The sequence below is a fragment of the Chryseobacterium wanjuense genome, from assembly GCF_900111495.1.
GTDB lineage: Bacteria > Bacteroidota > Bacteroidia > Flavobacteriales > Weeksellaceae > Chryseobacterium > Chryseobacterium wanjuense.
Map to the genome: position 1 here is coordinate 2039080 of NZ_FOIU01000001.1, position 19670 is coordinate 2058749.

The 19670-nt window shown below is 37.7% G+C and carries 15 protein-coding genes and 1 tRNA gene; 3 read left to right on the plus strand and 13 right to left on the minus strand.

Going from position 1 to position 19670, the window contains the following annotated elements:
• Window positions 1-247: 247 nt before the first annotated feature.
• A complete protein-coding gene (locus BMX24_RS09115) occupies window positions 248-1177 on the minus strand; it encodes a UbiA family prenyltransferase (RefSeq protein ID WP_089791768.1) in 930 nt (309 codons plus the stop codon).
• Window positions 1178-1276: 99 nt separating this feature from the next.
• Window positions 1277-3127: an ATP-binding response regulator gene (locus BMX24_RS09120; protein ID WP_089791770.1), complete on the minus strand. Its 1851-nt coding sequence runs from the start codon at window positions 3125-3127 to the stop codon at window positions 1277-1279.
• A gap of 626 nt (window positions 3128-3753) precedes the next feature.
• Here BMX24_RS09120 and BMX24_RS21480 point away from each other — a divergent pair.
• Window positions 3754-3879: a hypothetical protein gene (locus BMX24_RS21480; RefSeq protein WP_317040876.1), complete on the plus strand. Its 126-nt coding sequence runs from the start codon at window positions 3754-3756 to the stop codon at window positions 3877-3879.
• Window positions 3880-4312: 433 nt separating this feature from the next.
• Here the strand turns inward: BMX24_RS21480 and BMX24_RS09135 are convergent, their stop codons facing one another.
• A complete protein-coding gene (locus tag BMX24_RS09135) occupies window positions 4313-5734 on the minus strand; it encodes a site-specific integrase (protein WP_089791776.1) in 1422 nt (473 codons plus the stop codon).
• A gap of 274 nt (window positions 5735-6008) precedes the next feature.
• Window positions 6009-6093 (minus strand) — tRNA-Ser (locus BMX24_RS09140).
• A 401-nt stretch (window positions 6094-6494) separates the two neighbouring features.
• On the opposite strand from BMX24_RS09140, the gene BMX24_RS09145 reads away from it, so the two are divergent.
• Window positions 6495-7553 carry a 3-oxoacyl-ACP synthase III family protein gene (locus BMX24_RS09145; protein ID WP_089791778.1) on the plus strand — a complete coding sequence of 353 codons (1059 nt, stop codon included), beginning with the start codon at window positions 6495-6497 and terminating at the stop codon, window positions 7551-7553.
• A gap of 285 nt (window positions 7554-7838) precedes the next feature.
• Complete coding sequence (locus BMX24_RS09150; RefSeq protein WP_089791780.1) at window positions 7839-8033, plus strand: cold-shock protein; 195 nt, start codon at window positions 7839-7841, stop codon at window positions 8031-8033.
• Window positions 8034-8243: 210 nt separating this feature from the next.
• Here the strand turns inward: BMX24_RS09150 and BMX24_RS09155 are convergent, their stop codons facing one another.
• The 9 genes from BMX24_RS09155 to BMX24_RS09195 all read right to left on the minus strand — a co-directional run bounded on the left by BMX24_RS09155 (window position 8244) and on the right by BMX24_RS09195 (window position 19624).
• Window positions 8244-9434: a glycoside hydrolase family 88 protein gene (locus tag BMX24_RS09155; RefSeq protein WP_089791782.1), complete on the minus strand. Its 1191-nt coding sequence runs from the start codon at window positions 9432-9434 to the stop codon at window positions 8244-8246.
• A gap of 112 nt (window positions 9435-9546) precedes the next feature.
• Window positions 9547-10539: an SDR family oxidoreductase gene (locus BMX24_RS09160; protein ID WP_089791785.1), complete on the minus strand. Its 993-nt coding sequence runs from the start codon at window positions 10537-10539 to the stop codon at window positions 9547-9549.
• A gap of 128 nt (window positions 10540-10667) precedes the next feature.
• Window positions 10668-10895 carry a glutathione synthase gene (locus tag BMX24_RS09165; protein ID WP_089791787.1) on the minus strand — a complete coding sequence of 76 codons (228 nt, stop codon included), beginning with the start codon at window positions 10893-10895 and terminating at the stop codon, window positions 10668-10670.
• A gap of 239 nt (window positions 10896-11134) precedes the next feature.
• On the minus strand, window positions 11135-11413 hold the full coding sequence (locus BMX24_RS09170) for a hypothetical protein (RefSeq protein WP_089791788.1): 279 nt from the start codon (window positions 11411-11413) through the stop codon (window positions 11135-11137).
• A 21-nt stretch (window positions 11414-11434) separates the two neighbouring features.
• A complete protein-coding gene (locus tag BMX24_RS09175) occupies window positions 11435-12784 on the minus strand; it encodes a S41 family peptidase (protein ID WP_089791790.1) in 1350 nt (449 codons plus the stop codon).
• 13 nt (window positions 12785-12797) lie between these two features.
• A complete protein-coding gene (locus BMX24_RS09180; protein ID WP_228404761.1) occupies window positions 12798-13538 on the minus strand; it encodes a hypothetical protein in 741 nt (246 codons plus the stop codon).
• A gap of 187 nt (window positions 13539-13725) precedes the next feature.
• Window positions 13726-14643, minus strand: a complete 918-nt coding sequence (locus BMX24_RS09185) for a T9SS-dependent choice-of-anchor J family protein (RefSeq protein ID WP_089791795.1) — start codon at window positions 14641-14643, stop codon at window positions 13726-13728.
• 72 nt (window positions 14644-14715) lie between these two features.
• The gene (locus tag BMX24_RS09190) at window positions 14716-16035 is read right to left on the minus strand and encodes a hypothetical protein (RefSeq protein ID WP_089791796.1); all 1320 of its coding nucleotides are present in this window, start codon (window positions 16033-16035) and stop codon (window positions 14716-14718) included.
• 301 nt (window positions 16036-16336) lie between these two features.
• Window positions 16337-19624 carry a TonB-dependent receptor gene (locus tag BMX24_RS09195; RefSeq protein ID WP_089791799.1) on the minus strand — a complete coding sequence of 1096 codons (3288 nt, stop codon included), beginning with the start codon at window positions 19622-19624 and terminating at the stop codon, window positions 16337-16339.
• Window positions 19625-19670 lie beyond the last annotated feature (46 nt).

Consider the following 19670-nt stretch of genomic DNA (forward strand, 5'->3'; position numbering starts at 1 on the left):
TATGCTGAGGATGAATAATATATTGATTATCAAATGGTTATAAATAACCATTACTTATCAATACATAGTACTAAAAAAACAAGTAAACCACCTTCTTTCAACCCTATAATTACGATCTCTTTAAAAGCTATACAGCAATTTCTTTCTTATTCTGAATAACTTTTGACACCAATCAATTTTCGTACTGTTTCAGTTAATTTTCGCAGTTTATTTGGAAAATTTTGTGAGCAAATTTTTATCTGTATGATTAAATAATGCAGGCCAAGGGAATAGCTGACACAAAGAGAAGTACATAGATATGATACGTTTTATGGTCTTCCTTAGGAGATTTGTAAAGAAGTACCCGTATCGCAACAGTCCAGTGAACACCCATTTGAATGATGAAAATAATAAGGTCGGTCTGTTCTGTAAAAATATCCCGCAGAGAATCTACCGTAAGCATGATACATAAAAATAGGAGGGGTAAAAAAAACAAATACTCAATACTAAGCAGTATCCTGGCTTTATGATCACCAACAACAAGGGGAAGGGTTTTACGACCTGCCTGACGATCCCCTTCTATATCCCGAAGATCCTGGATAGGAAGTGCCAATCCGGCCCAGGCACTCATTAAAAAAAAATAATACTGAAGGTTAGTCGTGATTGAAGATTCGGGGGATAGTGCAATATGCCACTGTACATTAAACAGAATAAAAGTTCCTAGGGTCATTCCCACAAGGTTTTTTGTTGCCCAATGTTTACTTCCTCCCCATAGATTAAGGTAATAAGAAACCGCAATCCAGGCAACGGAAAACCAGAAGATACCTAGAACAAAACCATACAGCGCATAGATACTGTTATAGATATAAAATCTACTGTAAGTTGCCTTGATTGTGACCAAACCTGTCACAAGTGGACGGTAAGGTTTATTGATCCTATCTTCCTCGATTCCGTCCAGTTGATTGCCGATAGTGAATGTATATATATAGAGGACTGCATAGGAAAGCGAGATCACAAAATGGAGGGGCAATTCGCTCCATGACCGTCCCTGATAAATCCATCCCGTGAAGAAGATCATAAGAGATGGCAGTATGGTATCCCAAATGTCATTGTTGATAAACTCCCAGGTAATATGGAGTTCACGGATGACTGCCCTAAAGACAGTTAGGGCGGGATTTGAGGATGTAATGAGTGGCATGAGTCAACTCTCCTTGACATAAATGTACTCAGAAACACCTCATTTGTTTTAGGAGGAAGAGCTTTTTTGGACAAAAATTGAAAATGAAGAGATAATATTTTATGAAATAACGGAATGCTTTACCAATATATCCGATAAGGTTGCTATAAGTGAGGTATTGTTAAGGGGCTTCAGGACATAGCTCACAGCTCCAGCTTCGATAAAAGTTTTACAATGGTCTTTATCCGCACATGCGCTGGCAATGACAACCGGAATGGGAATAGACTGAAGTTGAATATATTCTAGCAATCCCATGCCTCCCATACCCGGCATGTTATGATCTGAGATAATAATGTCCGGACTGAAATCTGATAGATGAGCGATCGCTTCTTCCGCGCTTTTGGTTGTCAAAACTACCGCGCCTTCCTGAAGTAGAATCCTTTCCAACATGGCACAGCTCATAGGATCATCTTCAGCAATAAGTATTTTGACCTGATCAAATCGTTTATCTCCCAAGACTTGTATAGATTCATTAACAGTGGTGAATATTATTTCGTTTGGGACTGTTTGCTCTTTTTGAGTAATAGCTTTTGAGCTTATCTTCATCATAGCAGGCATATAGGGTAACCTAACCATAAAACTTGTATGAGCCCCGGCTCTATGTACAGTAACGGAACCTCCTAGTTGTTCTATTAATTTCTTTGTAATCACCAACCCTAATCCCGTACCGACAAATTGTGCATTTCTTTCAGAAACATACTCCTTAAAGAAAGAATCTGCTTTCTCTTTGGAAATGGTGCTGCAGTTCTTAAAATTGAATACTATATGACCATCTGTCAGCGTGGATGAAACAACAACTTCACTTCCTTCTTCTGTAAACTTAATCGCGTTGGATAAAAGATTGTTGACAATTTTAATGAGAAACAGTTCATCACTTTGGATATGATTTACCTGTTCATCATGATCAAAAACAATAGTTACATTTCTCCGTTTTGCAAAAGTGGTATTGTAATCGATACAGGTTTTAAAAACAGAAATAAGTGAAAACGATGTGATATATGTTTCATCAAATTTCCCGGCTTCTATTTTTGCCATATCAAGCTGATTGTTGATGATATCAGTCATGATTTTACCCGCAGCATTCACATCTGTAAGAATTTTCAGAAGGTCATCACCGTCTTTAAGGGATTGAAGCTGATCTTTGAAATCAAGCAGGAACTGTGAATTCCCTATAATCGAGTTTAATGGAGTCCTGAGTTCGTGTGAAGTCTCATTTAAATATTGAGTTTTATTCAGATTCGCTTTTTCCATTTCTTTCGTTAGCTTATCATTCTGACGGATCATACTAATAGTAACATAAACTATTAATGAAAGCATACCGCCACACGACAAAATCGTAAATAAGGGCAAATACTCCGATGGGAAATGCTGTACCGGAATGAATTGCACTGACCGGTTTACATATACGATCATCGACAAAACAATAGTGGCAGCAATAAATCCACATCGGGCTTTCCATGATTTGTAAGTCAGACAACTCGAACAGGTTAAGTAGATAAAGAGAAAAACAATAACCATGTCTACTGGAAGAGCTTCCCCTAACCAGGCTCCAAAATAGATGGCACTACAGGAATGAGCCGCATAAAGACCTACCTTGGCATATTCAAATTTTCCTCTGTGATTCAGATAAATGAGCATGGCAAAAGCACCGGTTTCAAGCAGCAGTGCGATGAGGAATGATGTAGAAGGCACCAATGAGTACATAATACCACCAAATACAATGACCATTATACCCATCAGCGCTGAACCTGTATTGAAATTGCGTAAAATCGGTCGCTCTTTCTCAGGTACAGAAGCTTCGCCTGCAGACCGTATGGCAATGAAAACATTTTTGAAGGTTACCGGAATTTTTGCGGCTAACTGATACAGTGGTAATAAGTATAAATGAAAAATCTTTTCTCCGTTTAGCATCAATGGGAGCGTTTTGGTTTGGAATTATTTTGAGTTTTCCGGGATTAACACCTCTTTCTATGATTTTCATAAACACCAAGCTCGCGGTATAGCCCTATGTCCGGGAATCGTTGTGCTGTTAACAATTTAGCACTTTTAGAAGTTTCAACAGTTAATGAGATGTTAATTATGATGCATAAGAATTTTTCTAATGTAATTCCTCGTTATTATTAAAATATTGGCTTCCTAGGCATTTTTATTTCCCATCATTATTTGTTTCATACTCTTAGATCATTAATCTCATTTATGTAAACTTACGATTGTCCATTTTAGCTTTTTTTATACCAGATTATTTCTTAACCTAACTGTGATTATCATTTTCTTCTTTAATTGTCGATCGCCGTTCTAAAGATGGGGATATAGATTTCGCCATACACTACTGCTTCCTGCCAAAGACTACACAATACTCAACCTGCCTCTTTTCAGTCTCTACTTTTGCGACATGAATTTAAAGAGAACAAAAAAATGGAACAGATTACGAAAGACGATTTACGGCAATTTAGGATGCTGTTATTAAATGACTTTGAGGAGATACTTAAAAAATTATCTGCGAGATCAGGTAATAAACCTGACGAAAAACCTCAGGAATGGCTTCGAAGCAAGTCAATCAGAAACATATTGAATATTTCACCGGCATCACTTGTAAACCTCCGTATATCAGGAAAGGTCCGCTTCAGGAAGCTGATGGGATCATATTATTACAACAGGTTTGACTTAGAAAAACTTTTTGAAGATGATACGAATTACTGAAACTCAGTGGATCAATTTTCTAAAGGATTTATCAAATGATTCACGATTGAATGTATGGCATCTGGCCTTGCTCTATGCTCTAGTACAGTTGGCCTACTCCCAGAATGAGACTAAAATCATACATGTCAGCGGAAGCAGACTTATGGCAATGGCACATATTAAAACGGAACCGACTTACTACAAGTATTTCAAACAGATTCAAGATTTTGGATACATCAAGTATACTCCTTCCTATCATCCAGGCTATCGAAGTACAGTAGAACTTTTGACTCTAAAAGAGTCATCTTCAATTTACACCAAGAAATAGGTTCAAAATATTTTAAAAGAAAGTCAAAAAATAGTGAAGGCTCTGATTAAATAAGAATCAGAGCCTTCACTGTTTATAAAATCAAAATTTTACTTGTCCATCGAGGCCCTCAGCTTTGTAATCTTCTGTTGAAGGGAATATAGCCCAACCTTTACACGATCTTTCCCTATTATCGATTGGTCTTTTTTAAGTTCCTTAAACTCTTTTTCAAGATTCTGAAACAATGTATCAATATCCTCTTCATCAGCGTTTTCAGTAGATAATTTTTGCTTAAGGACTGTCATCTCTTTGTTTATAGATTCCTGAGTTGTGGTTGCGTAATGCTCAGTTTGTTTTACTGAGCTATGCCCTAACAATTCTTTGACAACGTTGATTGGAACACCATTATTAAGGGTAACCGTACTTGCAAAAGTATGTCGTGCTTTATGCGTGGAAAGTTTACTGTTAATGCCGCACAGGGCAGCAATTTCTTTCAAATATCCATTCATGTTTTGGTTGGACTTGACTGGCAAGATTGATCCTCTTGGAGAGCATTCTGGATCGTCCTTATATTTATCCATAAGTTCCAACGCTTTCGGCAGCAGTGGGATATCAGTATTTACTCTGCATTTCTTTCTGCGATTCATAATCCACAATTTTCCATCTATTCCTTCTTTAATATCTGTCCTTTTTAAGCGGAAAATATCAATATAAGCTAGTCCCGTATAGCACTGAAACACGAATATATCACGTACCCTGGATAACCTGTCAGTGGAAAATTGCTTATTTTCAAGACTACGCAGCTCTGCCCATGTCAGAGGTCTATTTAAAATTTTAGTTTTCTTCCCTTTAAATTGTACAAAGGGATCACCAGGAATAATGCCTTTTTTGATAGCAATGCGAACAATCTTTTTAAAATTACTGATATATTTCAGCGTTGTATTATTAGCACAGTTTCTGACAGTTTTTAAGTAAAAGTCATAATCCTTAACAAACTCATAATTCAGCTCACGGAACTCCAGATCATCTCTCTTGTATTTGAACTGTATAAATTCCTGAACGTGACTTCGTGCGGTCACATATCGTTTCCAGGTGTCAAGGTCAAATCCCTTATTATCATCCTGCTCATTATCAATTTCTTTACTTTTCTTTCCCTTATTTCGTACTAAAGCATACATTTCATCATTATGCTTCTGAAATTCCTCAAGCACTTTAACTGTTGACTCATCATTACCATTTATGTAATTGATGACACACCTTGAGGTAATTATCTTATTTAAATTTTCCTCTTTGGTGATAAAGTTACTGACTTTATTAACCACTGAATCCAAATAGAAATTTAGAGTCCTTGCATCTTCCTTGGTACCAATAGCTCTTTGAACTTTCTGGTCCCATCTGCGTACATCCCATTTTTTCTTCGTTGACGTTTCCATTGGAATACCACCAATCTTTACTCTCACATGGACAGCTCTTAGCATGTCCCCTTTCTTTTTAGGGCTTTTTAAAAAAAATGTTAGCCTGTTCTTTACCATAATTCGACAATTTTTTTTGAGTTATTAAATGTCGAAATAGTATGCTCTTAAACCAAGTCCTTAAAGGATTTTAGTTGTTGATTATCAGATAGTTAAATAAATTTTGGTGGCATTTTTTTTTAATAAAAAGAAGCGCCACAAATGCGCCATAAACTTTTGGAGTATTTTTGAAAATTTTGAAATTCTTTCAGAAACAAAAAAAGCCTGCAATTTCAAAATTGCAGGCTTTATCGGCTTTAAATGCGCTTACAAGATAAGTTCTTTTACGCTCTCGCGGAGAGTGAGGGATTCGAACCCCCGGACCTGTTACAGTCAACAGTTTTCAAGACTGCCGCAATCGACCACTCTGCCAACTCTCCTGAATATCGACGCTACCGTCGTTTTCAGTGGTGCAAATATAGAAAGTTTTTTGATTCTGACAAAATATTTTCTTAACGATCTATAGAAAAAAATATTGATTTAAAATTTCAACACATGAAAATTCTGGAAGCACGAAATGAAGTTTATATAATACTGTAATATAGGAAGATAAAATTTCAGATTATTCATCTAAAAAATTCCTCACAAAAAATAAAATTTATACTTTATCAAAAAAAAATTAAATCTTATTAAAAACCTTTTATTGAAAACCAAATCTTATGCAAAACTTTATTAAATTTTCTTAACTTTTTCGTCATAAATACAATTATTAGCATTTTATGCCTATCTTTACTGAACAATTTCAGCTTAAAAAACACAACCCGCTGAAAATCAATAGTAAATGACAAGCAAAATCATCGGAGTAGGCAATTATATACCCTCAGAAACAATCACAAATTTATTTTTCGACCAACACATTTTCCTCAATTCAGAAGGAGATTTACTAAAAGAAAATAATGCATCGATCACCAATAAACTTCAGAAAATTACAGGTATCGTAGAAAGACGTTATGCAACTAGTGAGCAGGTGACTTCAGACCTTGGACTGATAGCCGCTCAGACAGCAATCGAAAACGCAGGAATCGACCCGGAAACTTTAGATTATATCATATTTGCACATAACTTTGGTGATGTAAAATTCGGTACGGTACAATCTGATACGGTTCCGAGCCTTGCTGCAAGAGTAAAACATTTATTAAAAATAAAAAATAATTTCTGTGTAGCATATGATGTCCTTTTCGGCTGTCCGGGATGGATAGAAGGTGTAATACAAGCCAATGCTTTCATCAGATCCGGCATTGCCAAAAGATGTCTGGTGATCGGAGCAGAAACTCTTTCGCGTGTCGTAGACATTCATGACAGAGACAGTATGATTTATGCAGACGGAGCCGGCGCTGTAGTCGTGGAGACCAGCAATGACGAATCGGGAATACAATCCCATTTGTCGGCATCATATACTTATAAGGAAAAAGATTATTTATATTTCGGAAAATCGTACAACAATGAAAGCTGTCCGGATACGAAATATATCAAAATGGATGGAAGAAAAATCTACGAATTTGCCCTTATTCACGTTCCTGAAGCTATGAAACAATGTCTTGACAACAGCGGATATTCTATCGATCAGCTAAGCAAAATCATTATTCACCAGGCAAATGAAAAAATGGATGAAGCCATTGTAGAAAGGTTCTACCAGCTCTACAACACTCCTCTTCCACCCAACATCATGCCGATGGTGATCGATAAGCTCGGTAACAGCAGTGTTGCTACGATCCCTACTCTATTGGCCATGATTTTAAAAGGTGAAATGGAGGCTCATAGCATCAAAAAAGATGATATCGTTTTATTTGCATCGGTAGGTGCGGGAATGAACATTAATGCGTTCGTTTATAAGTTTTAATGTCTTAAAAAACAACTCAATCTGAATAAATCGCAGCCATAAAAATAATTTTCTGACAATCAATTAATTAAAACCGCTTTTTATTCGTTTATTTAATGTATCTTTGCTTCATATATAATAAATAGGTTTCTGCCTTTGCGCTTCTGCTTTAGTTTAAAAATCACCATTTTTTTCCTTTCAGTACTGCTTTTTCAGCCGCCCAATTTTTTAGATAATTTAAAATAAATCAATTAAGATTTTTTTTAATAATAAATAAGTAATACAACAATTTTTAATATAATTACAATGCAAGAAGGCACAGTAAAATTTTTTAACGAAGCAAAAGGCTTCGGATTTATTTCTCCGGCAGACGGAGGAAAAGACGTATTCGTACATTCCTCAGGATTGATCTCAAGAACAATTCGTGAGAATGACAAAGTAGTTTTTGAAACACAGCGTGGAGAAAAAGGTTTAAATGCTATTAACGTAAAATTAGCATAGAATCCTTTTGAATGGATAAACTATAAAATCAATAGTTGAATATTCCATAAAAACTTTTAAATAGTAACAAGCAACTATCAAATCATTATTTATACAGTTCATCTGCTACAATTTTATTTAAAAGAACAATTTTTTGGAATATATTCAATTTTGAATAATTTAAAAAGTTTCGGCAAATCTTCGATTTGCCGAAACTTTTCTTTTATAGCATTACTGTAAATACCAGTCTTTATATCTCTTCAAAGCTTCCAGAAAATAATAATCTGCATAGATCAGCGGAACATCGATCTCAGAATTCAAAGGCAATCCTCCGGTACTGTGCATCAATAAAAATCCACCGTTTTCGTTCAGTTTTGCGTGATATTTTTCACCTGAAAGACTGACCAACATTTGTTTTGCTGCTTCTACACAAGTTTTCTTTTCATCACCATTTGTATATTGTCCCAATTCCAACAGCGCGGAAGCCATGATCGCAGCTGCGGAAGCATCTTTCGGGACATTGGGAATCTTCGGATCGTTGAAATCCCAGTACGGAATTTTATCTTCCGGCAGAGTCGGATTATTGAGAATAAATTTTGCAATATTTCGCGCCTGATCCAGGTATTCTTGATCTTTTGTAAAACGGTACATCATCGTATATCCGTACAAAGCCCAAGCCTGACCTCGCGCCCAAGCCGAAGAATCAGAATAGCCCTGAAATGTTTTTTTGCCAAGAACTTCCCCGGTATTCACATCATAATCAACAACATGATACGAACTGTAATCCGGTCTGAAATGATTTTCTATCGTTGTATTGGCGTGAGCAACAGCAATTTCCCTTATTTTTTGATCGCCTCCGTTTTGTGAAGCCCACATCAGCATTTCAAGATTCATCATATTATCGATAATGACAGGCCCTTTGAAATCCGCCATTTTATCCCACGACAGAATAGCCTGCATTCCCGGTCGAAACCTTGTAGAAAGGGACTTTGCTGAAGTGAGGATAATTTCTTTATATTTTGGATCTTTGGTGATTCTGTACGCATTTCCGAAACTGCAAAACATCATGAACCCCAGATCATGATCTCTCGTAAAAGTCTTGTTAGGCTCTATCAATGCAAGTCTTTTCTCTGCCTCTGCTTTTATTTCCGGATCATTGGTCTGCTCATAAATCATCCACAACGAACCCGGATAAAACCCGGAACACCACCACGAAATATCCCTTGTCACCAAACGATTTTCCGATGCATTGTAAGATTGTGGCATTTTATCCTTCGGAACAGATTTCATTAAAAAACGGTATTGCTTTTCAGCAAAATTAAATTCATTCCGAATCAAAGCGGACATTTCTTTTTTACTCTGTGCGTAAAAAGTGATATGTAAAACTGTAAAAACAGCAATGGAAAGCTTGTGCAAAGTCATCTGTTATGGATATTCTTTGTACAATTTATTAATTTTTATGTTTGTTATGGAAAAATTTAATCTAAAAAAGCTCAGGGATAATTATTTTTAATTTAAAACTAAATTTTACGGGTTATTTATTGGAATTTTTAGATCCTAAAAACATATACGCCAAACCCAGTCCCAATCCTGCCAACGCCGCCAGTTTCGTTTTTCTTGAAAGAACCGGAAGCATGGTTTCTCCGTAAATCCGGTGAGGTTCTGATGAGGGTTCCAGAACATTTCCCGGCTCAGAAGGTGCATTTTTCACTTTCATCATCAGTCTCATGGCTGCAGAAGCTGTATTGATAATCGGTTTTGGAAATAAACTGTAAATATTCACAAGGAATCTTGAGGCGATATCCGGGAATAAATCTTTTTTTGGATTTTTGGCTAATTCTACAATTTTTGCCGCCGTATCTCGTGGATCTGCTGCAAACGGAGGAATTTTAAAATCTAATCCTGAATATTTTGCAGAGTGCATATTTCCCGTTGAACGCTGAATCTGCGGGTAAAGATTACAAATATGAATATCCGGAAAATCGGAAATCTCACCATGAAGACATTCCATCATCCCGCGAATACCGAATTTTGTGGAAGAATATACCGCACTGTACGGCGCCGGCATAAAACCTCCGATAGAAACATTATTGATTAAAATACCTTCATTCTGTCGTTTAAAAATAGGCAAAACACTGTACGCTCCGTGCATATAACCGAAAAGATTCGTTTTGATAACCTGCTCGTTGAGCTCCATCGGGATTTCTTCAAATTTTCCGCTGGCCATTACTCCGGCATTGTTTACCCAGATATCAATCCGGCCGTTGAACTGCAGGGCTTTATTTGCAAGATTCTGAACATCGGAAGCTATGGAAACATCCGTTGGCACAGCCACCGCCGCCACTTCCAGATCCCTGCACAGCTGTACCGTCTCATCCAGTCCATCCTTTCCTCTCGCTGCAACTACAATATTGCACCCTTCCAAAGCAAATGCCTCGGCGATAGCTCTTCCTACTCCACTGCTTCCTCCTGTAATGACAACGGTTTTTCCTCTCAGGGTTCTTTGTAAATTATTATCTGATTTCATTTCGTGATGGTTTTGGTTAATAGTTTAAAGTCAACCTATTATTATGCCATAGGAATTATTTTCAGAATTAATTTCAATACAAAGAATAATTTTAATTCAAATTTAACTTTAATAAAAATCATTCGAATTTATTCATCAAATATCACTCTTCCGTCAAAGGGTTCGCTCCAGCAGACAAAAATACTTTTGTTGTGTCTTTTGATCTCGGCTGAAAGTACTTCGTAATCTCCGTCTTCTTTTTTTCTTTCAACGATCAGGTCGGAACCTTCGCCAATATTTCCTTCACGAAATTCCACTCTGTAATCTCCGGATGGATCTTGTACAAAATCCTCTTTTTTAAAATTCTGATGTGCCATGATTTTAAAATTTTTAAGTTATTTATACAACAGAATAAATTATGCCAAGATCGAATTTTATTATTTTTTCTTAAAAACTCTTAAATAACCTTAATAAATTTCTCTCAGGGAATTATTGGCACAATATTTTAATTACACAAAACAACTCATAGTTAATTTGAGTTTTCATGGTTATTAGTTTTTTATCCTCGGAAATTTCTGGGGATTTTTTATTTTATTTTTTAGTCACAAAAGACTATTCATTTAGTTTGATTTCTCGCTTTTTTCTTTACATCCCGCAGTTTTATAGTCAATGTTTTCCGGAGGTCGTCGTGAAAATCCTTATAGTTTTTGATGCTTTCCTGGAGTTTCTTTTTATTGCTTAAATAATCTTCGTAAAGCTCGCACAATTCAGAACCTTTCGCAATCACCTCACAAGACTCAATGTCTGATTCGTCGGTGGTTTTTTGCAATAAATACCTGTAATATTCCATGCGTTCCGTAAGGCTGTTATGAAATTTTGGTTCTATTCCCTGCATTGCTTACTATTTTATTTAAACTTAATTTGAAAAACCGATATACGGACTGTCGCTTTGATATAAAACTTTCACATCCTGAGGCTGTGTTCCATTGTATATTGATTTTGAATAAATTTGATGTAAAACCGACGAAAGCAAAACCTCATCGGGATCACCCAGAGTTCGCAGCGGCAAAGCAGAATATTCATTAACCTGAATTTGAGGAGCAATCCCGTTGGTGTAATTGCCTTCACCGCTCGCATTGAAAACTTTATAAATCACAGGATGCATCTGCCACGTAATTTTCTTCGGTTTTCTTCGGTCTTCCACCACAAATCCGGCCATATCTTTTCCTAATGTTGCATCACCAACCTGAATGACCTGCAGATAAGGCTTTAAATTATTAATAACAATTTCAGAAGCGGAAGCGGTACTTTTCGATGTGATGACGTATACTTTATTCAATCCTAACGAATTAGCATGCAAAACACTGAAATCAAGCGCGTTGGAATCATAGGAAATCTGTTGGGAAAATGTTCTTTTTACTTCACCCCCGTTTTTGTTTCCTTTGTAAATGATGAACGGCGAATTGGCAGAAATCCCTGCTGGAATCAAGGAACAAAGCGCGGCCGACGATGAAACAGAACCTCCGTAATTGTACCGAAGATCCAGGATCAGCTCCTGAACTCCTTCAGTTTTGAATTCTGCAAACTTCTGGTTCAGAGCAGAGGTCATTCCGTCCGGAAAATCATAGATATAGAGATAGGCTGTTTTTTTATTGTTTTGTTCGAAAATTTTGGACATTAAGGGCTGGTCAAGCGAATATCCGTAGTAGACCGTAATATTTTTTTCGTTAATAATCGAGCCGTTTTCCCAATTTCCAACGGTCAGTTGAATAACCGTCTGATCCGGAATCGCAGCCGTCAATTCTTCCGCATTGGAAGCTGTAATGGCCACTCCGTTGATTTTTTTTATGACCATTCCCCTTTCCAGTCCGGCATTCATAGCGGGGGAGTTTTTTAATACTAATTTTATCACCGTTACCACTTCACCATTTGCCAGCTGCAAAACAGTATAATCGAAACCATACATATTGCGCACCGAACGGGGATAGGAAGAAGAATCCGCTGTATTTACGATAAAAGAAAAACGATCCTGAGGAGCCAGTAAACTTTTAAAAAAATCCTTTGTCGGGAGATGATAATCGGGCTTTGCAGGCATCTGATCTGCCCAGTAATAATACCGCCTAATGCTGTCCTGAACCCAGACATTCACTGCTTCTGTGCTTCCTTCGGGAAAATCCGGGATTTCGTCGTCTGTACGGTTGCAGGAAATCATTAAAACCGATAAAAACAGTACCGCAAGTATTTGAATATTAAAAAAGTTCCTCATAAATTGTCATCTTTTATAAATAATCTGCAATATCAATATCCCCTTTTACGACCCATACTCCGTTCTCCATTTTCTCCTGAAGCACGATCATATTGGCTCCGATGTCCTGCTTTAAAGTTACTTTGATAGTATTCGATCCCGTGTAAGGTTCTGTGGTTCCCGGCTTGTATAATTCGAGATAAACGGGAGCCGTCGTGCTAAAGAAATTATAGATTTTCACGGAAGTGAAATCCTTTTTCCCGATGTTGTCAAATTCTGCCAGGACAAGTCCGTTTTCCCTTTTTAAAACACCTTTTACGCCGTCCAGCGAAGTGCCGGAAAACTCACCGAGATTCGGGAAAATAAATTCGAAGCCGACTTTTCCTAAATTCACCTGAGGTTTTATCGCATAAGTCTGCAGAAAAATCCCCGGAAGATTGAAAAAAGACACGTTTTTGTAATCTTCAAAATTGTTGTAGGTAATGGTATATTTTGCAATTTGAGTTCCTGTTTCGTTGTTATAGATGCCCAATTCATCGGTTTCGCCTTCATCGAGCACAAACATCAGCTGGGTTTCTATTTTGTCTGTATACGAATTTTTCCCATTGATTTCGATGGGTTTTCCGTTCAATCTCAACTGCAGAACATCCGGCTTGGAATATCCTTTTATATTGACTTCCGCAGCTTGCTGAGCCTTATCAAAACGCTCCATCGTACTGTTGTCTGTACAGGAAAATAGTATCGCAAACAGTATCATTGCTATGATCTTTTTCATTTAAAATTATTTTAAATAATAAAATTTAAAAATTGCCCCACCCTAAACTGCAGGGCAATCATTTTTATAAAAACTAAATCGGATATGTTTCTGTTTTCACAGATTGTATGTTTAAGCTATAAGCCTTACATTATTTTTAGAGTTTTCATGGAAATTTTTTTACAAACATCCTTGTGTTTAATGATGATTATTTTTTAATGAATTTTAATCTTTCTGTCAGAATACCGTCGCTTACCTCAGCAAAATAAGTTCCTGCTGAAAGCTCACTAACATTGATATTTCCTGAGTATTTGGTATTGATTATTTTTTGTCCGGCAGCATTGTAAACCGTCACTGTCGTATTGTTTTGTTTTAATTTCGGATTAAGCTGCAGCTGTAAAGAATTGGCTACAGGATTTTCCATTATTCTGGTAAGATTTTTTGTTTCTTTTATGTCTTTTGTTTTTAACACTGAAGCGAAAATCGTCATCTCATTAATATTAATATTTTGAGAATTGGATGCTGCTCCGGATGAGATTCTGTTTGACCAAAGTCCAATATAGATTTTCTTTCCTGCAAACGCTGAAATGTCTATCAAACATTCCGCATACTGATTAAGATCCGCAGGTAAATTAGCCGAAGTCGCATTGAATCTGTACGCAGCTCCATTGGAATTTTGTGCTTCTGTAGCCATTTGCTGGAAATCTGATAAATCCGGAACCTGCTTTTGAGGCGTACTTACAAAAATATATACATCTCTGCTTACCAAAACGTGCGTAGACCTCTGTCTTCCGATATATCCCGCCAGTGTAAGGGTTCCTCCCGCGCTGGTAAGATCGATTTGAGGCGAAATAATCCAGTCGTTTTCAGTAGCAAAACCCGTAGCATTTCCCGTAGGAACAAGATTGATCGAGTGGCGAAGAACTCCCGACGGACCATAAGCAAGCGCAGTACCGTTGTGGTAAATGTTTTGTCCCTGTACCCATCCGTTTCCATTGCCGTTCAGGTCATGGAACGTCCATCCCTGAAGATCAGCAGCAGTATCAAAAGAATTGCTCCAAACAGGATATTGTGCAAATATCGCCTGTGACAGAAGGACAACAGATAATAAAATTATTTTTTTCATAATACTAATTATTAATTTATTTTAAAAAAAAGTAAAAGCAGGGAAAGCAATCACCCTCCCTGCTATTAATTATTAATCTACAATTGAGAAGTCATATTTCGTCCAAGTACCCTGGAAGTTTCCACAGTTTCTTGGAGATACGTTCCAACCACCATTGTTGTAGAATGGCTGAGACATACCGAAAGCATTAGCAGTTGCTGAAACCACTAAGTTTGCCGCAGGAATTCCTGAAGTTCCCAAACCTGTAACAGCAGTCGTAAAGCCGTGTACTTTGATTGAGCTGTATGTAGATGCAGAAGACAATTCAGATCCTGAACCTTCTACTCTGATTCCTGTAGGATATCCTGTAATTACAGCATCATTTAACGTTAATTTTCCGTTTCTTCTGATGTGGATCCCGTTTTCATACTTTGGTCCTGTATAAGGTGACGGTGATGTGTACAACTGGTTCGTCTGAGTACCTACGATCGTAAGGTTATTGATTACCGGGTGTGTCAACAATGGCGTTGAAGTACCTCCAGCGTTGTTATCCAACTCGATACCGTTTGTATCAGAAACCTGTCCGCTTATAGTGTGCCCAGAATTGAAATCAGCCAAAGCCAATGCACAAGTAATTGTCCCTGTATATCCGTTATCAAAATCGAAGTTATCATCTTCCGCAGCGAAAGAAACCAAATTTGTAGCGTTTACAGTTCCTCCGAAAAATTCGAAAGAATCGTCCTGCCCGTAAGAAACCTGGATGTGATCCAACGTAGTACCGCTTCCAACACCAGCCAATGTCAAAGCATTCACCTCGTTTCCGGAATTAGCACCTACGAAATCATATCCTGCGAACTCGATACGAACGTATTTCATTGTTCCGGCGTTGTGAGCAGAGTTGCTTCCTCCAAAATAGAACATAGAATTCTGAGGAAGACCTTCTACAGTCGTCGTTGTAGGTACGTTTGTAGGAGCATCTCCCAATAGAATCACCCCTCCGAAATCTCCTGCTTCAGCAGTCGTATCTTCGTTTCCGTCTAATAAGTTGTAGCTTGTAAAGATAATTGGCTGAGATTCTGTACCTGTAGCGTTGATCTGACCTGTTTTTGTAATGATCAAAACACCTCTACCTTCTCCATCAGCGTTTGGTTTAGCTTTGATGAATGTTCCCGGAAGAATCGTTAAAGTAGCACCGTCTCTTACAGCAATATTACCGTCAAGCTCTACTACACCGCTCCATGTTGTGTTTGAAGTGATGTCGCTGTTTACAACCGTTACAGGAAGTGTAGAAGCTGTAATATATTCTGCAGAAGTAGACTTCATGTCGAAAGAGTTTGAAGAATCTGCTAAAGAATCATGTTGGCAAGCAGTAAGTGATAAAGCTGCAGCTGCGATTAAAGTTAATTTTCTCATTGTTAAAAGTTTTGAATCACCAGATCATTTTGTTTATGTTTCCAGACCTGATTTTTTTAATATTTAGAAATACCCGCCTCAGTATTTCTGCGATTTGGTTAGTTTTTTACTCAACCTTACATGAGGAGCTGTAGTGAAGAGTTCCCTGTTTACTTTCTGCTGACATTCGGGAAATATCGGCGTCGGTTTTTTCCGGAATCATACTGTGTTGCGCATCATCAGTATTGTTTTTGATTCATTTCAGGATACCGAAACCTGTACGTTGCATTACTGAGCTCTTTTCTATTTTTTATAATATTTTTTAAAAAGTATAGTTTACGCTTACTCCGAATATTCTCCCGCTGTAGGCTCGAAATAAGATCTTGTCAATATTCTTGTCATATTTATCGGTAGCTCCGGGAAGAAGCTCGAGCATTTCCCGCTCTGTCTGAAGATTTCCGCCTTTTGACACCGAATAGGAATTGTAATTGTTGTAAAACTCTTTTACCCTGTTGAAAAGGTTTCTTGCATTCAGCTTCACTTCTAAATTCCTGTCTTTAAGAAATTTATATGAAAGCTGCGCATCTGCGACTGCATAAGGTCTTTGTATTTCTTCCCCGTTGTAGCCATATCCTACTGTGATGTACTGATCGCCTTTTGCGTTGTATAAAAAGCTTATTCCCAACCTTTCCCCATCATACATTAACCCTAAATTATAAGCATACGGAGTCTGCCCGTAAAGCGGCCTGTCTACTTCGTAGGTTGCGTCCTGATCTGTTGTTTCCGATTTGTCTTTAAAAGCAATGACTTTGGTATCGTTATAGGTAAAATTTCCGCTGATAAAAAGCTTTTCAAGAAAAGTATCCGTTGCAATAAAACCGAGATTCTTTCTTACTTCAGCTTCAAAACCTTTTAGTTTTGCATTTTTAGAATTTCCGTTGTAGAGATGTAAGTTTCCTTCATTGGAAATATAGCCTTCCCTTTCAATCGGCCTGTCGATGTTTTTATAATACAATCCTGCAGAAAAAATCTCTCCCAAGCCGGGAAACCATTCAAATTTAAAATCGTAATTGTCGACTATTGATGAAACCATTTCCATATTATGAATCAACCCGTTGGCAATGGGATCGAAATAAGGTAATCCCGTTCTTTCATTAAACTGCGGGCGAATCGCCATTCTGTTGTAAGCCAGTCTCACGTTAATTTTATTGGTCGGGCTATACGTAAAGTTGGCAGAAGGCATAAATTGCCAGGGCTTATCTTCCACAGCGGTTTTGTATACATTTTGCGGATCACTCGGGTCGACCTGCTGGGAAATCAAATCATATTGAAAATACTCTGCCCTTAATCCCCAAACCAATCTCAGCTTATTTTTCCATCGATTATCAAACATGATAAATCCTGCATGCTGCTCAACTTTTCCTTTGTATTGCTCGTCACTATAAAGCGGTCTCGTCTGCCATCCTATCCCGCCGGGAACATAATGTGAACCATCAAACCAATCGGAAAGCGCTCCGGGCATGGGCAAAATTTTAGTTCCGGCCACTTTTTCATCTACCCGCAACAGAAATTTCTGCTGCAAGTTGGTATTACTCTTTGATGCCCCTGCATATCCTATTTTTATATCATTTTTAAAATTTCCGGCATCTAAACTAAATTTTAATGAAGCTCCGTAATTATAATCTGTCTCTCGGTTTTCTATGAACCCTCTTGCAAAATCACTTGATGAATTGTTTACCTGATGATAGGCAATCGTTTCATTTCCAATAAAATTATAGAAAGTCTGATGCAGCGTGTAATCTTTGGTATCGGATGCTACGCTTGTTCTTGCGGCAAACCAGTCGATATCTATATTTCCTATTTTATGGTTTCCTTCCAGTTTGTTCTGTAAAAGAGTCTGATAAACAGGATAATTGGCGTTGTCCGTATAAGGTCTGTCTAATGTTTTGATCTGTTCGGGATCATTGTTGGGGATAATTCCGTAATAGAAATAATTGTAGGCCAGTTCTGCATTGGCCGGCAAACCGCTTCCTCCTGAATATTCGTTCCAGCCTGTAATTCTTGTTACCGTATTGTCATAAATATGGGTATAAGAATTCCTGAACGAGAATCTGTTTTTTCCCAGCTGAAGCCCAAAGTTCATCATTCCTGCCACCGTCGAATTATAGGTGTATGAAGCCCCCTGATTTTTAAAATTGTAAAATTTCACGGGAGATTCTTGGTAATCTTCTGCTTCAGGACTGGTAAGATAAGTGGTATCGAGCCAGTTTCCCCTTCCTGTATGGTCGATCTGAAGCTTGTTTTGTTCGTTTCTCAGGACTAAAGCGCCTGCAAATCCCCATTTATTATTATTTTTAAGTTTAAATGTTCTTCCTAAAGCCAGCTGCATATTAGATCCCATATCTGCCTTAGTGCGGTAATTGGTAAAATTATCATTGGTAAACTGCTTCGATTGCTCAAAAAACAGAGGATTTTCCCAGTTCATTGCCTTGAGACCCATCGGGAAATCTCTTGTTCCGTCATCGTATCCGAAATAATCATATCTTCCTCTTTTGCGGGTCAGAAATTCTTTAAAAGTAGAAATATCATTATAAGAAGTTCCTAAAGTAACGGTCGTAAAATTCTCATTGGGAATATCTTTCGTTCTTACTTCCACATATCCTCCGGCGAAACTTGCGTTCATGTCGGGGGTTGCAGTTTTACTTACCACCACACTTTCTACCATTGAAGTCGGGATAATATCAAATGAAAAATTCTGATTGTACGCTTCGGTACTCGGAAGATTGATCCCGTCCATTGCGGCGGTATTCCAACGCTCCCCCATCGAACGGACTACGACGTATTTATTATCAATTGTGGTAATTCCCGTTACTCTTTTTAAAGTTCCTCCTACGTCGTTATCAGGTGTTTTAGAAATCTGTTCAGCGGAAATTCCGTCACTCATCTGCGCGGCTTTTTTTTGTTGAGCCAGTAATCCTGCCTGAGTATCTGCTTTGCGGGTTCCTGTGATCACCACTTCTTTAATGCTTGCCACGTTGTCTGAAACAGATTTCATGGCAAAAGAAACAGTGCGGGTTTCATTATTGTTTACCGCCAGTTTTTCTACGCGTAATGTATTGTATTTAGGTGCTTTTATGGTCAGCGTGTATACTCCGGATGGAAGTTCTATGACGAAATCTCCGTTATTATCCGTCACTGCATTTCTTCCTGCTGCGTTTACTTCGGCACCTGTCAAAGGATTTCCGATCTCATCCACAATTTTCCCGGAAATCTTACCGTTTCCCATGACAGAAACACCGGAACCTTCATATTTAATTGAAATAAGGTCACCACGAAGGCGATACACTACCGGCAGCCCATTTGTAAGGTCTTTCAGGCAGCTGTTCAGAGGAACATTATCACACTTTACACCTTTTACTTTTAATTCCTTGATATCTGCTTTAGAATAAGCCAGCCGCATCCCGGTTTTCCCGGCAAATTCTTCCAGTGCTTCAATTAACGGTTTTCCTCCCGGCACAGAAAACGATACTTTCTGTACCAATTCCTGTGCTTCTGCTGCTACAGTAAAGAAAATTGCCGCGACTGTAAGACCACATTTCAAACTTTTCATTTTACGCTCTTTAATTAAATTTTTTTTAATCTGATTATTAGTTTTT

Excerpts from the sequence above, each read along its gene's own strand:
- BMX24_RS09115 (WP_089791768.1), bottom strand. The coding sequence starts at position 1,177 with ATGCCACTCATTACATCCTCAAATCCCGCCCTAACTGTCTTTAGGGCA.
- BMX24_RS09190 (WP_089791796.1), bottom strand. The coding sequence starts at position 16,035 with ATGAGAAAATTAACTTTAATCGCAGCTGCAGCTTTATCACTTACTGCT.
- BMX24_RS09120 (WP_089791770.1), bottom strand. The coding sequence starts at position 3,127 with ATGCTAAACGGAGAAAAGATTTTTCATTTATACTTATTACCACTGTAT.
- BMX24_RS09195 (WP_089791799.1), bottom strand. The coding sequence starts at position 19,624 with ATGAAAAGTTTGAAATGTGGTCTTACAGTCGCGGCAATTTTCTTTACT.
- BMX24_RS09175 (WP_089791790.1), bottom strand. The coding sequence starts at position 12,784 with ATGAGGAACTTTTTTAATATTCAAATACTTGCGGTACTGTTTTTATCG.
- BMX24_RS09155 (WP_089791782.1), bottom strand. The coding sequence starts at position 9,434 with ATGACTTTGCACAAGCTTTCCATTGCTGTTTTTACAGTTTTACATATC.
- BMX24_RS09180 (WP_228404761.1), bottom strand. The coding sequence starts at position 13,538 with ATGAAAAAGATCATAGCAATGATACTGTTTGCGATACTATTTTCCTGT.
- BMX24_RS09135 (WP_089791776.1), bottom strand. The coding sequence starts at position 5,734 with ATGGTAAAGAACAGGCTAACATTTTTTTTAAAAAGCCCTAAAAAGAAA.
- BMX24_RS09145 (WP_089791778.1), top strand. The coding sequence starts at position 6,495 with ATGACAAGCAAAATCATCGGAGTAGGCAATTATATACCCTCAGAAACA.
- BMX24_RS09160 (WP_089791785.1), bottom strand. The coding sequence starts at position 10,539 with ATGAAATCAGATAATAATTTACAAAGAACCCTGAGAGGAAAAACCGTT.
- BMX24_RS09150 (WP_089791780.1), top strand. The coding sequence starts at position 7,839 with ATGCAAGAAGGCACAGTAAAATTTTTTAACGAAGCAAAAGGCTTCGGA.
- BMX24_RS09185 (WP_089791795.1), bottom strand. The coding sequence starts at position 14,643 with ATGAAAAAAATAATTTTATTATCTGTTGTCCTTCTGTCACAGGCGATA.
- BMX24_RS21480 (WP_317040876.1), top strand. The coding sequence starts at position 3,754 with ATGGCTTCGAAGCAAGTCAATCAGAAACATATTGAATATTTCACCGGC.
- BMX24_RS09165 (WP_089791787.1), bottom strand. The coding sequence starts at position 10,895 with ATGGCACATCAGAATTTTAAAAAAGAGGATTTTGTACAAGATCCATCC.
- BMX24_RS09170 (WP_089791788.1), bottom strand. The coding sequence starts at position 11,413 with ATGCAGGGAATAGAACCAAAATTTCATAACAGCCTTACGGAACGCATG.